The 18,361-nt window shown below is 39.3% G+C and carries 18 protein-coding genes; 11 read left to right on the top strand and 7 right to left on the bottom strand.

Going from position 1 to position 18,361, the window contains the following annotated elements; all coding sequences use genetic code 11:
* Positions 1-57 precede the first annotated feature (57 nt).
* Genes CDZ94_RS17350 through CDZ94_RS17300 form a run of 11 tightly spaced genes read left to right on the top strand, consistent with a single transcriptional unit; the run spans position 58 to position 11,155 of the window.
* A complete protein-coding gene (locus CDZ94_RS17350) occupies positions 58-774 on the top strand; it encodes an acylneuraminate cytidylyltransferase family protein (RefSeq protein WP_096439213.1) in 717 nt (238 codons plus the stop codon).
* Positions 761-1,558, top strand: coding sequence for an SDR family oxidoreductase (locus tag CDZ94_RS17345; RefSeq protein ID WP_096439211.1), 798 nt, complete (start codon positions 761-763; stop codon positions 1,556-1,558). Before CDZ94_RS17350 ends, CDZ94_RS17345 begins: the two co-directional genes overlap by 14 nt.
* The gene (locus CDZ94_RS17340; protein ID WP_096439209.1) at positions 1,552-2,487 is read left to right on the top strand and encodes a Gfo/Idh/MocA family oxidoreductase; all 936 of its coding nucleotides are present in this window, start codon (positions 1,552-1,554) and stop codon (positions 2,485-2,487) included. Before CDZ94_RS17345 ends, CDZ94_RS17340 begins: the two co-directional genes overlap by 7 nt.
* Complete coding sequence (locus tag CDZ94_RS17335) at positions 2,471-3,292, top strand: SDR family oxidoreductase (protein WP_096439207.1); 822 nt, start codon at positions 2,471-2,473, stop codon at positions 3,290-3,292. The genes CDZ94_RS17340 and CDZ94_RS17335 overlap by 17 nt, the downstream gene beginning before the upstream one ends.
* Positions 3,286-4,305 carry a Gfo/Idh/MocA family oxidoreductase gene (locus CDZ94_RS17330; RefSeq protein WP_096439205.1) on the top strand — a complete coding sequence of 340 codons (1,020 nt, stop codon included), beginning with the start codon at positions 3,286-3,288 and terminating at the stop codon, positions 4,303-4,305. The genes CDZ94_RS17335 and CDZ94_RS17330 overlap by 7 nt, the downstream gene beginning before the upstream one ends.
* Complete coding sequence (locus CDZ94_RS17325; protein ID WP_096439203.1) at positions 4,290-5,267, top strand: Gfo/Idh/MocA family oxidoreductase; 978 nt, start codon at positions 4,290-4,292, stop codon at positions 5,265-5,267. Before CDZ94_RS17330 ends, CDZ94_RS17325 begins: the two co-directional genes overlap by 16 nt.
* 2 nt (positions 5,268-5,269) lie before the next feature.
* Positions 5,270-6,754 (top strand): glycosyltransferase family protein, encoded by a 1,485-nt coding sequence (locus CDZ94_RS17320; protein WP_096439201.1) that lies wholly within the window; start codon positions 5,270-5,272, stop codon positions 6,752-6,754.
* Between the two features lie 48 nt (positions 6,755-6,802).
* Positions 6,803-8,296 carry a CDP-glycerol glycerophosphotransferase family protein gene (locus tag CDZ94_RS17315; RefSeq protein ID WP_096439199.1) on the top strand — a complete coding sequence of 498 codons (1,494 nt, stop codon included), beginning with the start codon at positions 6,803-6,805 and terminating at the stop codon, positions 8,294-8,296.
* Positions 8,297-8,334: 38 nt separating this feature from the next.
* Entirely contained in the window at positions 8,335-9,816 is a 1,482-nt protein-coding gene (locus CDZ94_RS17310) for a glycosyltransferase family protein (protein ID WP_096439197.1), read from the top strand.
* Positions 9,813-10,526: an acylneuraminate cytidylyltransferase family protein gene (locus CDZ94_RS17305; RefSeq protein ID WP_096439195.1), complete on the top strand. Its 714-nt coding sequence runs from the start codon at positions 9,813-9,815 to the stop codon at positions 10,524-10,526. Before CDZ94_RS17310 ends, CDZ94_RS17305 begins: the two co-directional genes overlap by 4 nt.
* Positions 10,527-10,531: 5 nt before the next feature.
* Positions 10,532-11,155, top strand: coding sequence for an acetyltransferase (locus tag CDZ94_RS17300; protein WP_245415753.1), 624 nt, complete (start codon positions 10,532-10,534; stop codon positions 11,153-11,155).
* Positions 11,156-11,200: 45 nt separating this feature from the next.
* On the opposite strand, the gene CDZ94_RS17295 is transcribed toward CDZ94_RS17300, so the two are convergent.
* The 7 genes from CDZ94_RS17295 to CDZ94_RS21885 form a co-directional block, all read right to left on the bottom strand.
* Positions 11,201-12,868: a glycoside hydrolase family 13 protein gene (locus CDZ94_RS17295; RefSeq protein WP_096439191.1), complete on the bottom strand. Its 1,668-nt coding sequence runs from the start codon at positions 12,866-12,868 to the stop codon at positions 11,201-11,203.
* Positions 12,869-12,878: 10 nt separating this feature from the next.
* Positions 12,879-13,895, bottom strand: a complete 1,017-nt coding sequence (locus CDZ94_RS17290) for a LacI family DNA-binding transcriptional regulator (RefSeq protein ID WP_096439189.1) — start codon at positions 13,893-13,895, stop codon at positions 12,879-12,881.
* Positions 13,896-14,013: 118 nt separating this feature from the next.
* Positions 14,014-14,982, bottom strand: a complete 969-nt coding sequence (locus CDZ94_RS17285) for a sugar phosphate isomerase/epimerase family protein (protein ID WP_096439187.1) — start codon at positions 14,980-14,982, stop codon at positions 14,014-14,016.
* 12 nt (positions 14,983-14,994) lie between these two features.
* Positions 14,995-16,035 (bottom strand): Gfo/Idh/MocA family protein, encoded by a 1,041-nt coding sequence (locus tag CDZ94_RS17280; protein WP_096439185.1) that lies wholly within the window; start codon positions 16,033-16,035, stop codon positions 14,995-14,997.
* Positions 16,036-16,229: 194 nt separating this feature from the next.
* Positions 16,230-17,255 carry a Gfo/Idh/MocA family protein gene (locus CDZ94_RS17275; RefSeq protein WP_096439183.1) on the bottom strand — a complete coding sequence of 342 codons (1,026 nt, stop codon included), beginning with the start codon at positions 17,253-17,255 and terminating at the stop codon, positions 16,230-16,232.
* Positions 17,256-17,267: 12 nt separating this feature from the next.
* Complete coding sequence (locus CDZ94_RS17270) at positions 17,268-17,999, bottom strand: ThuA domain-containing protein (protein ID WP_096439181.1); 732 nt, start codon at positions 17,997-17,999, stop codon at positions 17,268-17,270.
* Between the two features lie 128 nt (positions 18,000-18,127).
* Positions 18,128-18,253, bottom strand: coding sequence for a hypothetical protein (locus CDZ94_RS21885; RefSeq protein WP_280951868.1), 126 nt, complete (start codon positions 18,251-18,253; stop codon positions 18,128-18,130).
* Between the last annotated feature and the right edge of the window lie 108 nt (positions 18,254-18,361).

Here is an 18,361-nt window from a genome sequence, read left to right as displayed (position 1 = left end):
TTTGTGTTTTTTAAGTTTGTGAACAGAGCCTTTAAATAAAAGAAGGGGAGGTACTGTATGAGTGAAAATAAAAAAGTTATTGCTCTTATTCCTGCAAGGGGTGGGAGTAAATCCATCCCTTATAAAAACATTAAGCCTTTTGCCGGAAAGCCGCTTATTGCTTGGACCATTGAAGTGGCAACCCAAGTAAAAGAGATTGACCGCGTTATTGTCTCGACAGACGATAAAAAAATAGCAGAGATTTCTCATCATTATGGTGCTGAGGTTATGATGAGGGAACCGCACTTAGCTTTAGATGACTCCATGCCTATAGATGTAATAAAAAGCGTTCTTTCTCACTTGAAAGATGCCGAGATTTATGATTATTTTCTATACCTGGAGCCAACGAGTCCACTTAGAACAAACGAAGATATTAGGGAGTGTCTGCAGCTCCTTACCGACATAACAACAAAATATCATTCAGTTGCAACCTTTACGGAAGCAGAATTGAATCCCCATCGCGCATGGAAGGTAACGAACAACGCCCCAACCATCTTTATATCCGGAGCAAATCCTTGGTTGCCTCGACAACAATTACCTGAAGCCTATCAGTTAAATGGGGCTGTTTATGGATTTGCCATTCCTGCTTTCATGCAAAACGATCACCATATTTTACCCCCTCCAACTGGAGCAGTATTCATGCCTAAAAATCGTTCAGTTGATATCGATGATGACGTTGATTTTACATTAGGTGAAATCTTGCTTGAAAGGAGGTTAAAGGATGAAAACCCTTAAGGAACTGTATTCTTTAAAAGGAAAAACCGCACTTGTCACGGGAGGAGCAGGCTATTTAGGAAGCGAAATAAGTGAATCTCTTGCCGAGTTAGGTGCGCGTGTGATTATCGCTAGTCGGGACGAGGAAAAATGCAGACAAAAATGCGATGAATTAAAGAAAAAATTCGGAGAAAAAACAGATGTCATTCCGATGAAAATAAATTTGATGAATAAAGAGTCAGTCGAAAAGCTGTTTAAAGACATTCACGATCATTACGAAGGATTAGATATTCTCGTAAACAATGCGTGGTCAGGTAACAAAAATTCATTTGAGTCCATTTCTGACGAAGACTGGGAATATGATATTGATATGAGTTTAAACTCCGTCTTCTATTGTGTTAAGCGTGCGTTACCCGGCTTACAGAGTAAGAAAGGCGTCATCCTAAACATTACTTCGATGTATGGTCACGTCGCTCCTGACTATAGAATGTATGACGGAATAGAGTTTACGAATCCACCAAGCTATGGTGCTGCTAAAGCAGGGGTTATTCAATTTACGAAATATTTAGCTAGTTTTTTATCGCCACATGACATTCGCGTCAATTGTCTTAGTCCAGGTGCTTTTCCTCATGAAGTCACACAACAAAATCAAGATTTTATAAATAAATTATCTGCGAAAAATCCGATGAATCGAATCGGTAAGCCTCATGAGATTAAAGGGGCAGTAGCTTTATTATGTACTGATGCTTCAAGCTACATGACGGGGCAGCATATCTGTGTAGATGGTGGCTGGTCGATATGGTAATGAAAGTAGGGATTATCGGGCTAAACGAAGGCAATGGACACCCTTTTTCCTTTTCTTCGATTATAAATGGCTATGATCGTCAAGCAATGAAAGCTGCAGGTTGGAAGGTCATTCTTGATTACCTGGAAGTAAGAGACCCTTCTGAATTTGGCTTCAATGATATCAACGTTACGCATGCCTGGACACAAAATCCCGAGCTTACGAAACAGCTTTGTGAGGCTTGTTTTATTAAAAATGAAGTAAAAAACCTTTCTGACTTGGCAGAACAAGTAGATGCCGTCATCATTGCTCGCGACGACTATGAATCTCACAAAAAGATTGCCGCTAGTTTTTTAGAAAAAAACCTGCCCGTTTTTATAGATAAACCTCTTTCCATCAACCAGGACGAACTACGTTATTTTAAACCTTTCCTTGAAAACGGCACCCTCATGTCCTGTTCAGCCATGCGTTATGCAAAAGAGTTAGATGACTTTCATAAAAATGGTGCTGAATACGGAGACCTACCACTAATCAGAGCCATAGGGCCTTTATCGTGGGAAAAATACGGTATTCATTTGTTAGAAGCGATGTTACCGACGATTTCTTCGCCTCCACACTCGGTGATTTCTTTGTCAAAAAACCATGATGCGATCGCCCTTTCGATGAAAAACGGGACGCTCTTTCAAATCGATACATTGGCCACTCTTTTAAGCGCCTCACAAGTCCCCTTTCAAATCGAAATTTGGGGAACGGAAAAGCAAACGATGGTTACAATTCAAGATAATTTTTCCATGTTCAGAAGAGCATTGTGGCACTTTTTTAACATGATAGATACAGGTGTACCTGCTATTTCTCCGCATTCAACACTTATATTAATGAAAGTGTTGATCGCAGGTCAAAGGTCACAACAAGAAAACAGAGAGGTATTTGTTGATGAAATCATTATATAGTGATCACTTTCAATTACATGGGAAAACAGCCCTTGTCACAGGCGCTTTAGGGATTTTAGGAAAGAGGTTTTGCGCTGGATTAGCTGAATTTGGGGCAAATGTCGTTGTCGTCGATATCGATGAACAACTCTGTCAGCAATTTGCAAAGGAACTAACAAGTGACTATCAAACAGACTGCCTCGGCATCGGGTGTGATGTCTCTTCACCCAAACAAGTAGAAGCCATGGTCGAGGAAGCGATGAAAAAGTATAGCAAAATTGAGATTTTACACAATAATGCAGCTACCAAAACGGCAGATTTGAATAGATACTTTACCAAATTTGAAGATTATGACCTCGACCAGTGGAGAGAAGTGATGGCTGTAAATATTGATGGGATGTTTCTCGTTGCTCAAAAAGTAGGGAAAGAAATGGTAAAACAAAAATATGGCACTATTATTCAAACGTCATCGATCTATGGCATTATTGCACCTGACCAAAGAATATATAAAGGTTCAGATTACTTAGGTACGTCTATTAATACGCCAGCTGTATATTCCACCTCAAAAGCGGCTGTTTGGGGATTGACGAAATACTTAGCCGCCTACTGGGCAGACAAAGGCATCCGGGTTAATATGTTAACACCTGGTGGGATAGAAAGCGGACAAAATGATGCTTTCAAACAAAACTATTCATCTAGGACACCTTTAGGACGGATGGGGCAGCCTGATGAATTGATTGGTGCTCTCATTTATTTAGCATCTGACGCCTCTTCCTATGTTACAGGACAAAACATGATCGTTGATGGAGGATTAAGTACATGGTAGTTGGCCACAAAGGAGTGAAGCAAAGCTTGACTGTAAATAAAATTGCCATTGTTGGTTTGGGTCAGATTGGAAGACGTCACCTGCAAGCTCTTAAACTCATCAATCGGCCCTGTCATCTATTTTTAGTTGATGCTAGTCAAGATTCGATTGCTCAAGCAAAGAAAGCGTATAAAGTCGGACCAGAACCTCCGTTCAATCAGGTCATTCATTCGTTTAATGATTTAGCTTCACTTCCGGATCAGCTTGATATTGTCATTATTGCTACCCCTGCAAATGTTAGAAAAGAAGTCGTTCGTTTTATCCTGCTAAACAAAGAAGTAAGGTCTCTCCTTTTAGAAAAAGTTCTCTTCCAACACCCAGATGACTTCTGTGAAATTAATGAACAATTAATTGAAGGAAACGTCAAAGCTTGGGTAAACTGTCCGTTAAGAACGACCCCATTTTTTCAAACATTAAAAATCAGTACCAAGGAGCCTACCAGTAACCTTAACTATCACGTAAGCGGTTCCCATTTAAACATCGGATCGAATGCCATTCACCACCTCGATCTTCTCTCTTTTTTAGCAGAGGAATCAAGCTTCATAGTCGATTCTTCCTTACTTGACCGCTCTCCTATTTCAAGTAAAAGACCAGGTTTTTTGGAATTCACAGGTACACTTCAAGCGACCGGAAGTAATGGAAGTCGAATGACGATGACGTCCTTTAAGGAAACAGATATACCATCCGTGACTGTGATAACTTCACCCCACTATCGGGTTATGTTACGTCCCAAAGAAAAGAAGGCCTGGATTTCAAAAGCAACTTTAAATTGGCAATGGTTTGAGGTCGACTTCACCATTCCGCTTCAAAGCCAATATACTCAAGTCGCTGTACAACAAATATTAGATAACACCCCTTGTAACCTCCCTACTTTCTCGGATTCTTGGAAACTGCATACTCCTTTGCTTCAATCATTAACGGGGCATCTAATAAAAAATGGATACGGAGGTATAAGCAAATGTCCGATCACATAGCGGAGCCAATTTTACTCGTTGGCGCAGGTAAAATAGCAATTGAGTATGCAAAGGTACTGACCGACCTAAATAAAAGCTACATTTGCGTTGGGCGCAGTGAGTTCTCAGCGAGTACGTTTACTAAAACAACGGGTGTTCGAGCAGAAGCAGGCGGTATTGATACGTTTATAAAAGGGCGAAAAGGGCGGGACTCCCTCCCTTCCAACGCTATCGTCGCTGTAAATGTGGAGCAACTATACCCAGTTACTTTAAGTTTACTAGAAAGTGGCGTTAAGAAAATCTTACTGGAGAAGCCAGGCGGTGTAGATGGCCAAGAAATCAAAAAGATTACAGAAAAAGCGAGACAAAAAAACGCAACCGTCTATGTCGCTTATAATCGACGTTTTTATGCATCAACGATTAGAGCAAAAGAAATCATTGAAGCAGACGGTGGTATTACATCGTTTCACTTTGACTTTACAGAACTAAGCCACCTTATTGCTTCCTCAACGATAAATGCAAAAGTAAAAGAAAATTGGTTACTGGCCAATTCTACTCATGTTACCGATACGGCTTTTTATTTATGCGGCGAACCCGATACTCTTGTCTGTCACACCTCCGGGACTCTTGATTGGCATCCAAGTGCATCCATATTTTCAGGGGCTGGAAAAACAATGAAAGGTGTACCCTTTTCTTATCACGCAAATTGGAGTTCACCTGGTCGCTGGGGAATTTGGTTAATGACAAAAAATCACCGGTTAATTTTACAACCAATGGAAGAACTTTATATTCAAAAAGCAGCCTCGTTTCAATACGAAAAAGAAGAACTCGACAATAAGAATGACCTTGACTATAAGCCCGGTTTTTACAACATGATCGACGCCTTTTTAAAGGATTCTGATCCAAGATTACTTCCGATTGAGGATCAACAAAGAAGAGTCAAATCATATTACGATTTAATCAAAAATGGCAGGAGTCGTTAACGATGTATGGAAACGAAACATTAAATAATCATGAAGCATTAAAGTATAGTTTAACAAAAGAGTTTTTTGAAACGTTTTCCACCTTGACATATCAAAATATCGAATTACCTGTAGTTTTAATCAGGTACTTTCATGTATTCATCCGTGAGCATGTGGATGAAAATCTTAATAATGAATCCTACGTTTCGACTATGAAAAAAAAGCATCGGTTATTCACGATGAAAGATGTACAACAATCATTAGCTCGTAATCCAAAGGTTGAAAGGAACCTATCCGTCGTCCCGCATCGAAACATGATTCTTATGCCTGGAAGAATGGTAGCATTTGCAATGAAACAACTCTCAAAACTTAATATTTTGCTTATTATCGCTAATAAAGAGGATCAAAAAGCACTTAATGATGTAACACTACCAAAGAATATGCAGGTGTTTGACTTTTATCATCATTTTAAAAAAGAACAAGTTGCTAAAAGAAATTTCTCTATAACACAACAAAAAGCGATCAAGATTATAAGCAGTAAAAATACAGTCAATCCCATTTTCAAGACGGAATCATTTAGAAAGTGGCTCAATAAATACATTATCGTAGGGATTCACTTCATTAGTCTTCTTGAGAGGGTGGTGCGCAGATATCCCATTAAGGTCATGATTGATCAAGTGGAAATTGTCAACCCAGGCACAACACTCTCCCTTTTATCAAAAAAGTTCAATTTACCATTCATCAATATTCCCCAAGTGTTAATTAGTGATCGGTCCTTAATTCCAACTAGGGCTTCTCATTATTGTGTATGGGGAAAAAACTATAAGAACTGGCTTGAAAAAAGAGGCATCCCTTCAGCTATCGTATATGAAACTGGCAATATCAATTTCGAGTATAAAACACTTAAAAACCCGTCAAAAGAAAACTTCCATAAAACATTCAATATTCCATCTCATCACAAAGTCATTGCCTTTACTACCCAACCCTTTGCTGAAAGTGTGAATATAACCATTGTGGATTGGATAAAAAAGGCGTTGAAACCTTCCTTGCCAATAACACTCATTATTTGTCCACATCCAAGTGATAAAACCGATTACAATCATTTAATAAATAATCAACATAACTTGATTGTTACTTCTCAAAAAGATAGCCTATATAACATTCTTGGTCATGTAGATGCAGTGGTGACCATTTCCTCGACAACGAGCATCGAAGCGGCACTGTTAGGCAAAGGAATCCTGATTATGCAGCCTCCAATTCCGTATCAATACGACATTCATAATAATAATTTTAACTCCCATCTTGTAAGAGCTGGTGCTGGTCCCGTTATAAACAATCAAAGCCAGTTATCAACAATACTAATGAAAATGACAAATGAACCAGCATACTTAAACGAACTTTCGAACCAGAGCCAAACCTTCCTTTCACAAACAATAAATTCACAGGGCAGACCTTCCGTATTAATCCGTAGAATCATCGTCAAAGCGTTAAACGAAGTAAGAAAATAAACGGTCGGTAATTTTCATCCAAAAAAATGAAAGGAGGCGGTTTTCAAATTGTATGGCGAAGAGAAATTAAACCCACACCATACCTTACGATACAGCCTTACAAAAGAGTTCTTTGAGACGTTTTCCTCATTAAAATATCGTGACATTGAATTGCCTTTAGTCCTTACAAGAGTATTTCATGTCTATATTAAAAGACATGTTGATTCAAATCTCAAAAACACCCACTATGTGTCAATGATGCAAAAAAAGCACTCTTTATTTAATATAAGAGATGCGCAACGGACATTAGCTCGTAACCCTCGGTTAAAAAAAGACTTATCTGCCGTTGCTAATCGCAAAATGATCCTTATGCCTGCAAGAATGGCCCCCTTTGCCATTGATCAACTTTCGCAGTACAACGTGATGTTTACAATATCGAATAAAGAAGATAAAAGAACGTTAAAAAGTGTAACGATACCAAAGCATATGCAAGTGTTTGATTTTCATAAAAGATTACGGTATGAAAAAACTCCAGAAAAGAGTTTTGCTAACATTATTCGTAAAGCTAAAACGATTCTCAAAAGCAAACAACTATCTCCTATTTTTAAAAGTAACCAATTTAAAAAATGGCTTTTTAAAAACCTTAAGACAGCTATTAAAACCATAAAAATGCTAGGATCACTCGTTCGAAAGACGCCAATTAAAGTGATCATTGACCATGTGGAAATAGTCAATCCTGGAACGACACTTTCCCTACTGGCGAAGAAGTACAACCTGCCATTTATCCATATTCCACAAGTGCTCATTAGCGATCGCTCACTAATCCCAACAAGAGCTTCACACTATTGCAGTTGGGGAAAGCATTATAAAAACTGGTTAACAAAAAGGGGGGTTCCTACATCTCGTATATATGAAACTGGCAATTTAAATTTTGAGTATAAAAAACGAGCCAATTATCTATTTGAAACTCCATTACGTCAGAAATACAACATTCCCTCTCATCATAAAATCATTACCTTTACTACCCAGCCCTTTACCGCTAGTGTAAATGAAACGATTGTAAATTGGATCCAGAGGGCAGTTGACCACTCAGATCCCATTACTCTACTCATCCGCCCTCATCCTTTTGACAAAGTTAATTATCATGCTTTATTCAAACATCACAATGTCATCGTTACCTCTACAGACCTTAACCTTTATAACTTACTGCTTAATACAGATGTAGTCATGACGATATCATCAAATACCAGCATTGAAGCAGCTATGCTTGGAAAAGGCGTTTTCGTATTACAGCCTCCAATTCCCTATCATTATGAACACAATAATAACAATTTTAATTCTCACCTAGCTAGAGCTAAAGCAGGCCCTTCAATAGCTAGTCAAAGTCAGTTATCTAAACAGATGAAAGAAATAGTAAATGATCCCAAATATTTAAGTCTCCTTTCAAAACAAAGTCAAAAATTTCTTCAGAGTACAATACATTCAAAGGGCAGACCTTCTGTACTCATTCGGAGGACCATTGTAAACGCATTACAAGAAGAGAAAAAGGTGAGTGATATTTAGATTTTTGAGAACGAGGTAATGGAAGGAGCATAAACAAAATGTATGGCGAAGAAACATTAAACAATCATGCAATTTTAAACTTTAGCTTGACAAAAGAATTTTTTGAAACATTTTCCTCTCTAAAACATCTTCAAATAGAGTTGCCCTTAGTTCTTGTCAGGTACTTTCACTCTTATATTCGAGATCATGTAAGTGAAAACCAAAGTAACCAACGATATGTTTCAGCAATACAAAATAAACACTTGTTATTCACTATGAAAGAGGTACAACAAACATTAGCTCGTTCTCCCAAGGTAGAAAGAAACTTATCTGCTGTCCCACACCGCAACATGATCATTTTACCTGCAAGCATGGTCACCTTTGCAATGAAACAACTTTCACAACATAAGGTCCTACTCATGATCGGACGTAAAGACGATCAAAAGTATCTGGAAAATATAAAGCTCCCCAATAACATACAGGTGTTTGATTTTTATCATCATTTAAGAAAAGAACAAGTACCTAAGGTAGAGTTCTCTGACATCCTACTCAGAGCCAATTTGATCCTAAATAATAATCAACTCAATCCAATTTTCAAAACCGATTCGTTCAAAGAATGGCTAATGAGACACCTAAATATCGCAACGCGTATTGTTAGTACACTAGAAAAAATGGTACGTAGATTCCCGATTAAAGTTATTATTGACCAAGCAGAAATTATAAATCCCGGTACAGCCTTGTCGTTACTTTCCCAAAAATTCAATTTACCCTTCATCCACATTCCTCACCTATTATATAGTGACCGCACATTAATCCCTACAAGGGCTTCGCATTATTGTGCGTGGGGAAAAAACTATAAAAACTGGCTTCAAAAAAGAGGCATCCCTTCTACAAGTATTTATGAAACTGGCAATATAAGTTTTGAATATAAAGCAAGAAGTCAAATATCTAAAGCAAAGCTCCTTCAAGAATTCAATATTCCTTCTCACCATAAAATCATCACGTACACGACACAGCCTTTCCAAGAAAGTGTTAATGCAATGATTGTTAATTGGATTAACAAGGCTTTGAAGCCAGAATACCCTATTACAGTAGTAGTTTGCTCGCATCCGGGAGACAAAATTGACTACAATAACTACATTAAAAACCAAAAAAACATGATCGTTTCACCAGCTGAATATAACTTATATAACATTCTTACCAATACGGATTTGGTGATGACAATCTCCTCTACCACTAGCGTAGAAGCTGCCATGTTAGGAAAAGGGCTCCTTGTTCTACAACCTCCGATTCCTTACCATTATGAGCTTCAAAATAATAATTTCCACTCTCATCTTGTAAGAGCTGGAGCGGGTCCCCCGATAACCAATGCAAATCAATTATCTAATGTTTTTACAAAAATGATGAATGCATCAGGGTTCTTAAACGTACTTTCTAATCAAAGTCAAAGTTTTTTAAGGGATACCATTCATTCATCAGGAAGACCTTCTGTATTAGTTCGCAGAATCATTGTAAACGCTTTAAAGGAAGTGAGAAAGTGAACGAAATCATTGGAATCATTCCGGCTCGAGGGGGGTCAAAGCGGTTACCTAGGAAAAATATAGCGTATTTAAATGGCTTACCAATGATTGAATATAGTATTCTAGCTGCCAAAAAATCTTCCCTTATGAATCGGATCATCGTTTCCACAGAAAACGATGAGATTGCGACAATTTCAAAGAGTGCCGGTGCAGAAATTCCTTTTTTACGTCCTATAAAATTAGCCCAAGACCATTCAAGTGTGATTGATACATGCCTACATGTCTTAACCGAATTAAAAAACAGAGAAGGCTATGAGCCTGACGTTGTTGTGTTATTACAGCCCACCTCTCCTTTACGTACAGAAAAGCATATTGATGAAGCTCTTCGACTGCTCCATCAAAAAAAGGCGGATTCCGTATTAAGTGTCTGTCCAATGGAATATGCTTTAAATTCGCTTATAGAAGTTACCAATGAAGGAAGGATCGCACCTTATTTTTCAAATTCAACTTTAAAGAAGCAATTTAAAGACAATCAACCCGCATTTCGTTTAAACGGGGCCATTTATGCAGTGAAAACGTCTCTTCTAAAATCGGAGAAATCTTTCTACAGTGAAAACACCTCCCCCTACGTCATGTCACCTATGGAATCTATTGATATTGACACCGAAGAAGATTTTCAAATCGCTTCACTTCTGATGGAAAAAAACAACTCGTTTAAAAACGGAGGTTAAGGATCATGCTCGGGATTATCGGAGCTGGAGGACATGCAAAAGTAATTACAGACATCTTGGAGAAGCTTCATCAGCAACACGATTTTATCTTCTTCTCTTCAACTTCCGTTAACTCATTTTTTGATAAGTATCATTTGTATCCGGATTCAGTAAACAATATAAAAACTTGGAGTGCTAAAGTTGACACTTGGCATGTTGCGATCGGAAACCCTAAAACACGAAAACAAAAAGCTGAACTTTTACTCTTGCACAACTTATCGCTAACCACTGTGATTCACCCTAAAAGTGTAGTTTCCAACAGCTCACCAATTGGTGTAGGAAGCTCGGTCTTGGCAGGTGCAATCATAAATCCGCAAGCCATTATCGGGGCAAACTGCATCGTTAATACCTCCGCCAGTGTAGATCACGATTGTACAATCGGTGACTACGTCAACATCGGACCAGGCAGTCATTTAGCAGGGAATGTGACAGTAGGAAAATTAACTGATTTAGGCACTGGGACAATTGTAATTCCAAACGTAACAATTGGAGAAAGGTGTACTATTGGGGCGGGATCCGTTGTCATTAATGATGTACCTAATGGAAGTGTCGCTGTTGGCGTACCCGCGAGAGTCCTCAAACGAAAGTAAAGGTGCCTGACCCCCACCGCGTTAACGCGGTGGGGGTCAGGCACCTCAGGTTACTTTATAAACTCTGGTTTCGTAAGGTTTGAATGTCATATCGTTGCTGTCTTTTTCGTGATTAACTTCGTAATTACTGATGAGTAATTCTTTTGTTTTGTTCGTTAAAGAAGCAGGCAAGGTAACGTTGGCTTTTTCAGAGAAGAGGTTGGTCATGATTAAAACCTTTTCATTGTCTAACGTTCTCGTATATGCGTAGATTTTTTCATGGTCTTCTAGGATAAGGTCATACCTTCCATAAATAAGGACAGGCTGTTCTTTGCGATATTGAATGAGCTTCTTATAATAATGATAAATCGAAGTTGGGTTTTGCATCGATTGCTCGACATTGATTTCTTTGAAATTCGGATTGATTTTTATCCAAGGTTTTCCTGTAGTGAAGCCTGCATTCTCTTCACTGCTCCATTGCATAGGTGTTCTTGAATTATCGCGCCCGTTTTTCCAAATGATTTCCATTACTTCGTGGTGTGCTTTGCCATTTTCGATTTCATTGTGATACAAGTTCTTAATGGCCACATCATTATAATCTTCAATCGAAGAGAACTTAACGTTGGTCATTCCAATCTCTTGTCCTTGATAAATAAACGGCGTTCCTTGCATTAAAAAATACATTGTAGCAAGAGCTTTTGCGGACTTATCCCAGTATTCATCACTGTTACCCCAAGTTGAAACGGAGCGAGGCTGGTCATGGTTTTCTAAAAACAAGGCGTTCCATCCCATGCCATGAAGTTGCTTTTGCCATTTCGTAAGCGTTTCTTTTAGGGCAGGGAGATCCAAACCACCATCTGTGTTTTTCCCCCAGAGATCGAGGTGCTCAAACTGAAAGATCATATTGAAACAACCCTTCTCTTCACCTACCCAATCCTCGGCCTGTTCTACTTTTACACCATTTGCTTCACCAACGGTCATGATATCATACTTATTAAACGTTTCTTGCTTCAGTTCTTCTAGAAAATGATCTATACCCTTTCGATTCATATGGCCTTTAAGAGATGGAACGTATCGTTTATTCTCAGGGTTCGGCATATCAGGGAATCCAGGTTCCTTTTTAATGTGAGAGATGGCATCTACCCGAAAACCGTCAATTCCTTTATCTAACCACCAATTCACCATTTGATATAGATCTTTTCGAACCTTTGGATTTTCCCAGTTTAAGTCTGGTTGTTTCCGTGAGAATACGTGCATGAAATATTCTTTTGTTTTTGCATCGTACTCCCAAGCGGATCCACCAAAGATTGATTCCCAATTGTTTGGTTCTTCCCCCTTTTCACCCGGGTGCCAAATATAATAATCTCGATAAGGGTTGTCTTTGGAAGAACGAGATTCAATGAACCAAGGATGTTCGTCAGATGTATGATTGATCACAAGGTCCATGATTAGTTTCATATTACGAGAATGTACTTCTTTTAATAGCTGATCAAAATCAGCCATCGTTCCGAAGTCCTCCATGATTCCTTTATAATCACTGATATCGTAACCGTTGTCATCGTTGGGTGAACGATAGATAGGACAAATCCATAACACATCGATTCCTAGATTTTTTAAATAATCCAGCTTTGAAATGACTCCTTGAATATCGCCTATTCCATCACCGTTTGTATCCATAAAGCTACGAGGGTAAATTTGATATGCAACTGCTTCTTTCCACCATTTTTTCTTCATGATTGTCCTCCTATTTACATGATTGCCTTTTAATTAGCTTATGAGGAACAATAACTTTTTTGTCGACATAGTCAGGGTCATTCATTTTATCAAGTAAACATGTCGTTGCTTGCAAACCTAATTCATAAATATTAATATCGACGGTTGTCATCGTTGGAGACGATAGCTCTGATATCATCACATTATTAAAGCTTACAATGGATACGTCATTGGGAACTTGAATCTTCATATCTCCAAGCATTCTTAACACGCCAAATGTCATAATATCATCGGCCACGATAAGCGCTGTAGGTCGCTTTTCAATCGACATTAAGTCAATGACAGCGTCCTGCCCACCTTCTTTTACCTCTTCATGGTGAACGAGATAATCTTTTACGACTGGAATATTGGCATAGGTTAATGCATGCTCATATCCTTTCATATGATCATAGGTTACAACGGTATCTAGGTTACCACCAACAAACCCTATTCTTTCGTGACCTAGCAACATCAAATATTCAGTTACTGTTTTTGCCGCTTTAAAGTTATCATTATTAACAAAAGTAATCTGATCTTCATTTATATTATAAGGCCGGCCTATTAAAACAAACGGAAAATTTTGTTCATTCAAAAACGGCATGATATGATCGTTCACTCTAGAATACAAGAGTAAAATCCCATCTACTCTTCCTCCGTATACCATGTGTTTTACTTCTTCAAGAATTTCATCGTCAGTTTGCCCAGTTGACAAGTATAGACCATAACCTTCTTGATGAGCCATCATACTAATACCGCGAATAACTTCCGGGAAAAAAGGGTTTTGGAAAGCAATTTTAGCGGAATTCGGCATGATGATTCCGATCGTTTTCGTGCTCTTGTTCGCAAGACTTCTTGCATTAAAGTTAGGATGATAGCCTAGCTCCTCCATTGCTTGCCTGACACGTACTTTCGTTTTCTCGCTAATTCGAGCGCTGTTCGCGACTACTCGAGATACCGTCGAAGGTGCAACATTGGCCCGTTTGGCAACATCTTTTATAGTAATCGCCACCGGCATCAACCCCTTATTTACAGATTCTTTAAAATGAGAGTGGACTTAAGTAGTGTATTGAAGCTAAAATGCATAGAATGGAAACTCTCTGCATTTTAGCTTCTAATCTTAATTAAAATTAAACCCACCACATATCTGAAGGTTTTTCTTCTATTAATACTGAATTTAGGTTTTTCACGGCTCTGGAAAACCCTTCTTCAATGGACATAATCGGATCTTCGTGTTCAATACTGACAACATAATCATAGCCATAAGTCCGTAATGCGCTGATCATATCTGACCATTCCTGAATACTATGGCCGCAACCAACAGAACGGAATGTCCATGCTCTTGTTTGCACCTCTCCATACGGCTGCATATCGGTTAATCCGTACATATTCACGTTATCTTGATCGATATACGTATCTTTTGCATGGAAGTGATGGAGGGCATTTTCTTTTCCTAAAATTTTAATTGCTGCTACAGGGTCAATGCCTTGCCACCACAAGTGACTAGGGTCGAGGTTTGCCCCAATGGCATCGCATGTCTCTTCTCTTAATTTAAGCAGCGTATAGGGCGTGTGAACTAAAAAGCCACCATGCAACTCCAAGCCAATTTTTACGTCATGATCCTTCGCAAACTGGGCCCATTCCTTCCAATAAGGAACGAGCTTTTCTTCCCATTGCCATGTTAAAACGTCTCCGTATTCATTTGGCCAAGGTGTAACTGGCCAGTTAGGATATTTTGCCCCTTCATGATCTCCTGCTGTCCCTGAAAAACAGTTCACAACGGGAACACCCATGAGACTTGCAAGCTTAATCGTTTTTACTAGTGCTTCATGGGATTCATTAGCAAATGCTTGATCAGGAGAAATTGGGTTCCCGTGACAACTAAACGCACTAATTTCTAAACCGCGAGACGTCACCTTTTCCATGTATTCGTTGCGCTTTTCTTCACTTTCTAACAGAGAATCTATCTCACAATGAGCATTTCCAGGATAACCACCTGTGCCGATTTCAACAGCCTTCAAGCCTGATTCCTTCACGTAATCGAGCATGTCATCGACATTTTTTTGCGAAAATAATACAGTAAACACACCTAATTTCATCCTTTTATCCTCCTAGGTTAATTTGATACTTTGACCCGTTTCATTGCTCTTATAAATCGCATCGATAATTTTGGACACTTGTAAAGCTTCCTCTGGTTTCACAATGAGTTCATCACGACCTAAACAACAATCAATAAAGTTTCTCACTTGATAGAGACCCGGATTGTCTTCTCCTGGAATCCAATCTGCTTGACTATTTACGAGCATGCCATACTTCGCTTGATTTAGTTGAAACGGAAATAAATCGATGCCTCCGGTTTGACCCGATATACTTACGCTTTCAACATCTTCTTTGATATTGGCAGACCATGATGTCTCAAATAACATCGATGCGCCATTCTCAAACGTAATATAAGAGGTAACATGATCATCCACATCGAACGTGTCGTGGTCAAAACTCCCCCATTGATTCACTTGGTCTGGCATTTTACTTAATTGGTTATACGCTTTCCCGATCACTTCAACGGGTGTTGGGTTTCCAAGTAGCCATAGCGACAAATCTAAGAAATGGCAGCCGTAATCTATGAGACTTCCTCCACCTTGTAGTTCTTTATTTGTAAACACACCCCAGCCAGGGACTTTCCTTCTTCTTAATGCTTGTGCTCTCGCAACAATTGGTTCACCGATTTCATTTTGCATAATGACATTTTTAGCAGCCTGCGAATCTTTCATAAATCGATAATGATAACCAATCGAAAGGACCTTTCCTGCTTGGTCAGCAGCTTGAATCATCGCTTCACATTCTTTTGTATTCATTGCCATTGGCTTTTCACAGAGAACGTGAACACCGGCATGAAGTGCGGCGATTGAAATTTCCGCGTGAAATTTATTCGGGGTACAAATGGTAACAGCATCGACTTCACGAAATAGATCTTGGTAATCTGAATAAACTTTTTTAATCTCAAATTTTTCAGCAGCTGCTTTTGCTGCTTCTAGATTCACATCACAGACAGCTTCAACTGTCACAGCGTCTGACAATTGTTTATAGGCCGGGATATGTCGATCCTGAGCAATCCCCCCAGCACCAACAATCCCCATTCGTAATTTTTTCATTGTGATCTCCTTCACCTATAAGAGGATGTTCAAAAAGTCCCGGAAAATTAGCTGTCGAAGAATAGGACCTCCTGCTAAATTCCGCCACGTCCTGTGACAACGCAGAAATTACCCCATCCTGGGGAAGCTCGTTAGCTTGCTTCTAGCCTGCCTCGATCTTCTCGGCTCTTTTTGTCCTCCTTTTTGAACACGCACTATAACGTCGTAATTTTTTTCGTTTCACTTGATTCAAGAGCAGATAAAACAACTTGAAGGGATTTTAAGCCTTCCTCCCCCGTTATAGCTGGCTCTGAATCTTCAGTAATAGCAGAGATAAACTGATCGATCACCTCTGTGTTGTTTTGCCCGTCTTCCTCATTTGTTTGGATACCGCCAAGCTCATATTTAACAACATCGCCGTTTTTATATTGGACAATGAGAGAGTTGACTGGATCGTCTTCTAAGCGCAAGATCGCCTGTTCACCGTAAATAATCGTAGAGTTATCTTCTTTCGCTACATACGACCAGCTCGCAGCAAGTGTTCCGATAATGCCGCTTTCTGTTTTCAATACACACACTGCTGTATCGTCGACATCTACCTGTTGTTTGGCACTCGTTTCAACGAACGCACCGACTTCAGTAAATTCTTCACCTAGAATAAACCGCAGTAAATCCGTCTTATGAACACCAAGGTCACCCATGGCTCCGATAAAAGCTTGGTCCTTTTTGAAAAACCACGTATCTTCTCCTTCTGCACTCCAGCCTTCTGGACCTCCGTGACCAAATGCAGTACGGAAACTATAAATCTTTCCAACCTCACCGCTTTCAATCAATTGTCTTGCTTTTTGATGAGAAGGAACAAATCGCTGGTTATGTGCAATCATGAGCTTTTTATTGTTCTGCTTTGCTGCATCGATCATTTTTTCTGCGTCTTCACGGGAAGTAGCCATTGGCTTTTCACAAAGTACGTGTTTCCCTGCTTGTGAAGCTGCAATCGAGACTGGAGCGTGCAAGTAGTTCGGTGTACAGACACTAACAGCATCTATTTCATGATTTGCTAGCAAGTCTTCATAGTTTTTATACGCTTTAGCGTTATATTCACTTGCAAAATGATGAACGCGTTCTTCAACGATATCGCATACAGCGACAATCTCGACATGTTTGTTTCCGAAATACTCTATGAGATGACGGTTTTTTGCAATACTCCCGCAACCAATAATTCCTACTCTAACTTTACTCATCGTTACTCCTCCTCATGAATCAGTTTTTTCCTTGATTGTCTCGAGTGGTTTGGCATTTCCATAGACTGGTCGTGAACGATCTGCCGGCTTTGCCCAATTCACAGCATTTTTTATGACGCGTTGAATTTCATCGTTATGGTACGTTGGATAAGTTTCGTGTCCAGGACGGAAGTAAAAAATCTTACCGTTTCCTCGTTGATACGTACAACCGCTTCGAAAGACTTCCCCGCCTTCGAACCAGCTCATCATAATCAGTTGATCAGGTGCTGGAATATCAAAATGCTCTCCATACATCTCTTCTTTTTCAAGCTCTATATATTCACCTATTCCATCTACAATTGGATGACTAGGTTCAACTATCCATAGGCGCTCCTTATCATCTGCTTCACGCCACTTCAAGTCACATGTTGTTCCCATTAACGTTTTAAAGATTTTTGAAAAATGTCCTGAATGAAGAATGATTAATCCCATGCCATCAAGAACTCTTTCTTTCACCTTATCAACAATAGCATCGTCTACTTCGTCATGAGCTAAATGTCCCCACCAGATGAGGACATCTGTCGTGTTTAGGATGTCATCTGTTAATCCATGCTCTGGATCATCCAGCGTCGCCGTTTTCACTTCGACTTGATCTTCCTTTAAAAAGCTAGCAATGGCTCCGTGAATCCCTTCTGGATAAATGTCTCTTACAACAGGATTCTTTTGTTCATGCCGGTTTTCATTCCATACCGTTACGTTTACCATATTTATTGACCTCCTACTTGATACGTGAACTCTATCAATCATGATGAAAGGAAAAGAGTACTCCTCTTATATTAATGCTATATCTAAAGGTTTGCTTTTGGATAAGAGAAGATTACCGCTCGAATCCGTTACAGGCGGACGTTTTCACCCCAGGGCGGGCACAACTGCGACATCCGTTCTCCCTTCACTTCGTTCGGATTCACGGTGTCTTCTATGCCGCGGGCAACGCTTTTGCCCCATGCTTTAAATTTCAAAGGCTATTTTCCCCTTTAGACGAGAGGCGTAAAGGTAGCTGTCCGCTTATACTTTCTTTGAACAATCAACGCCTAGGTTGTCGTTACAATCCACATTAATAATGCAGA

This window comes from Alteribacter populi (assembly GCF_002352765.1).
GTDB classification, from domain to species: domain Bacteria; phylum Bacillota; class Bacilli; order Bacillales; family Salisediminibacteriaceae; genus Alteribacter; species Alteribacter populi.
The sequence above is the reverse complement of the archived record's forward strand: the minus strand, read 5'-3'. Positions and strand labels throughout refer to the sequence as shown.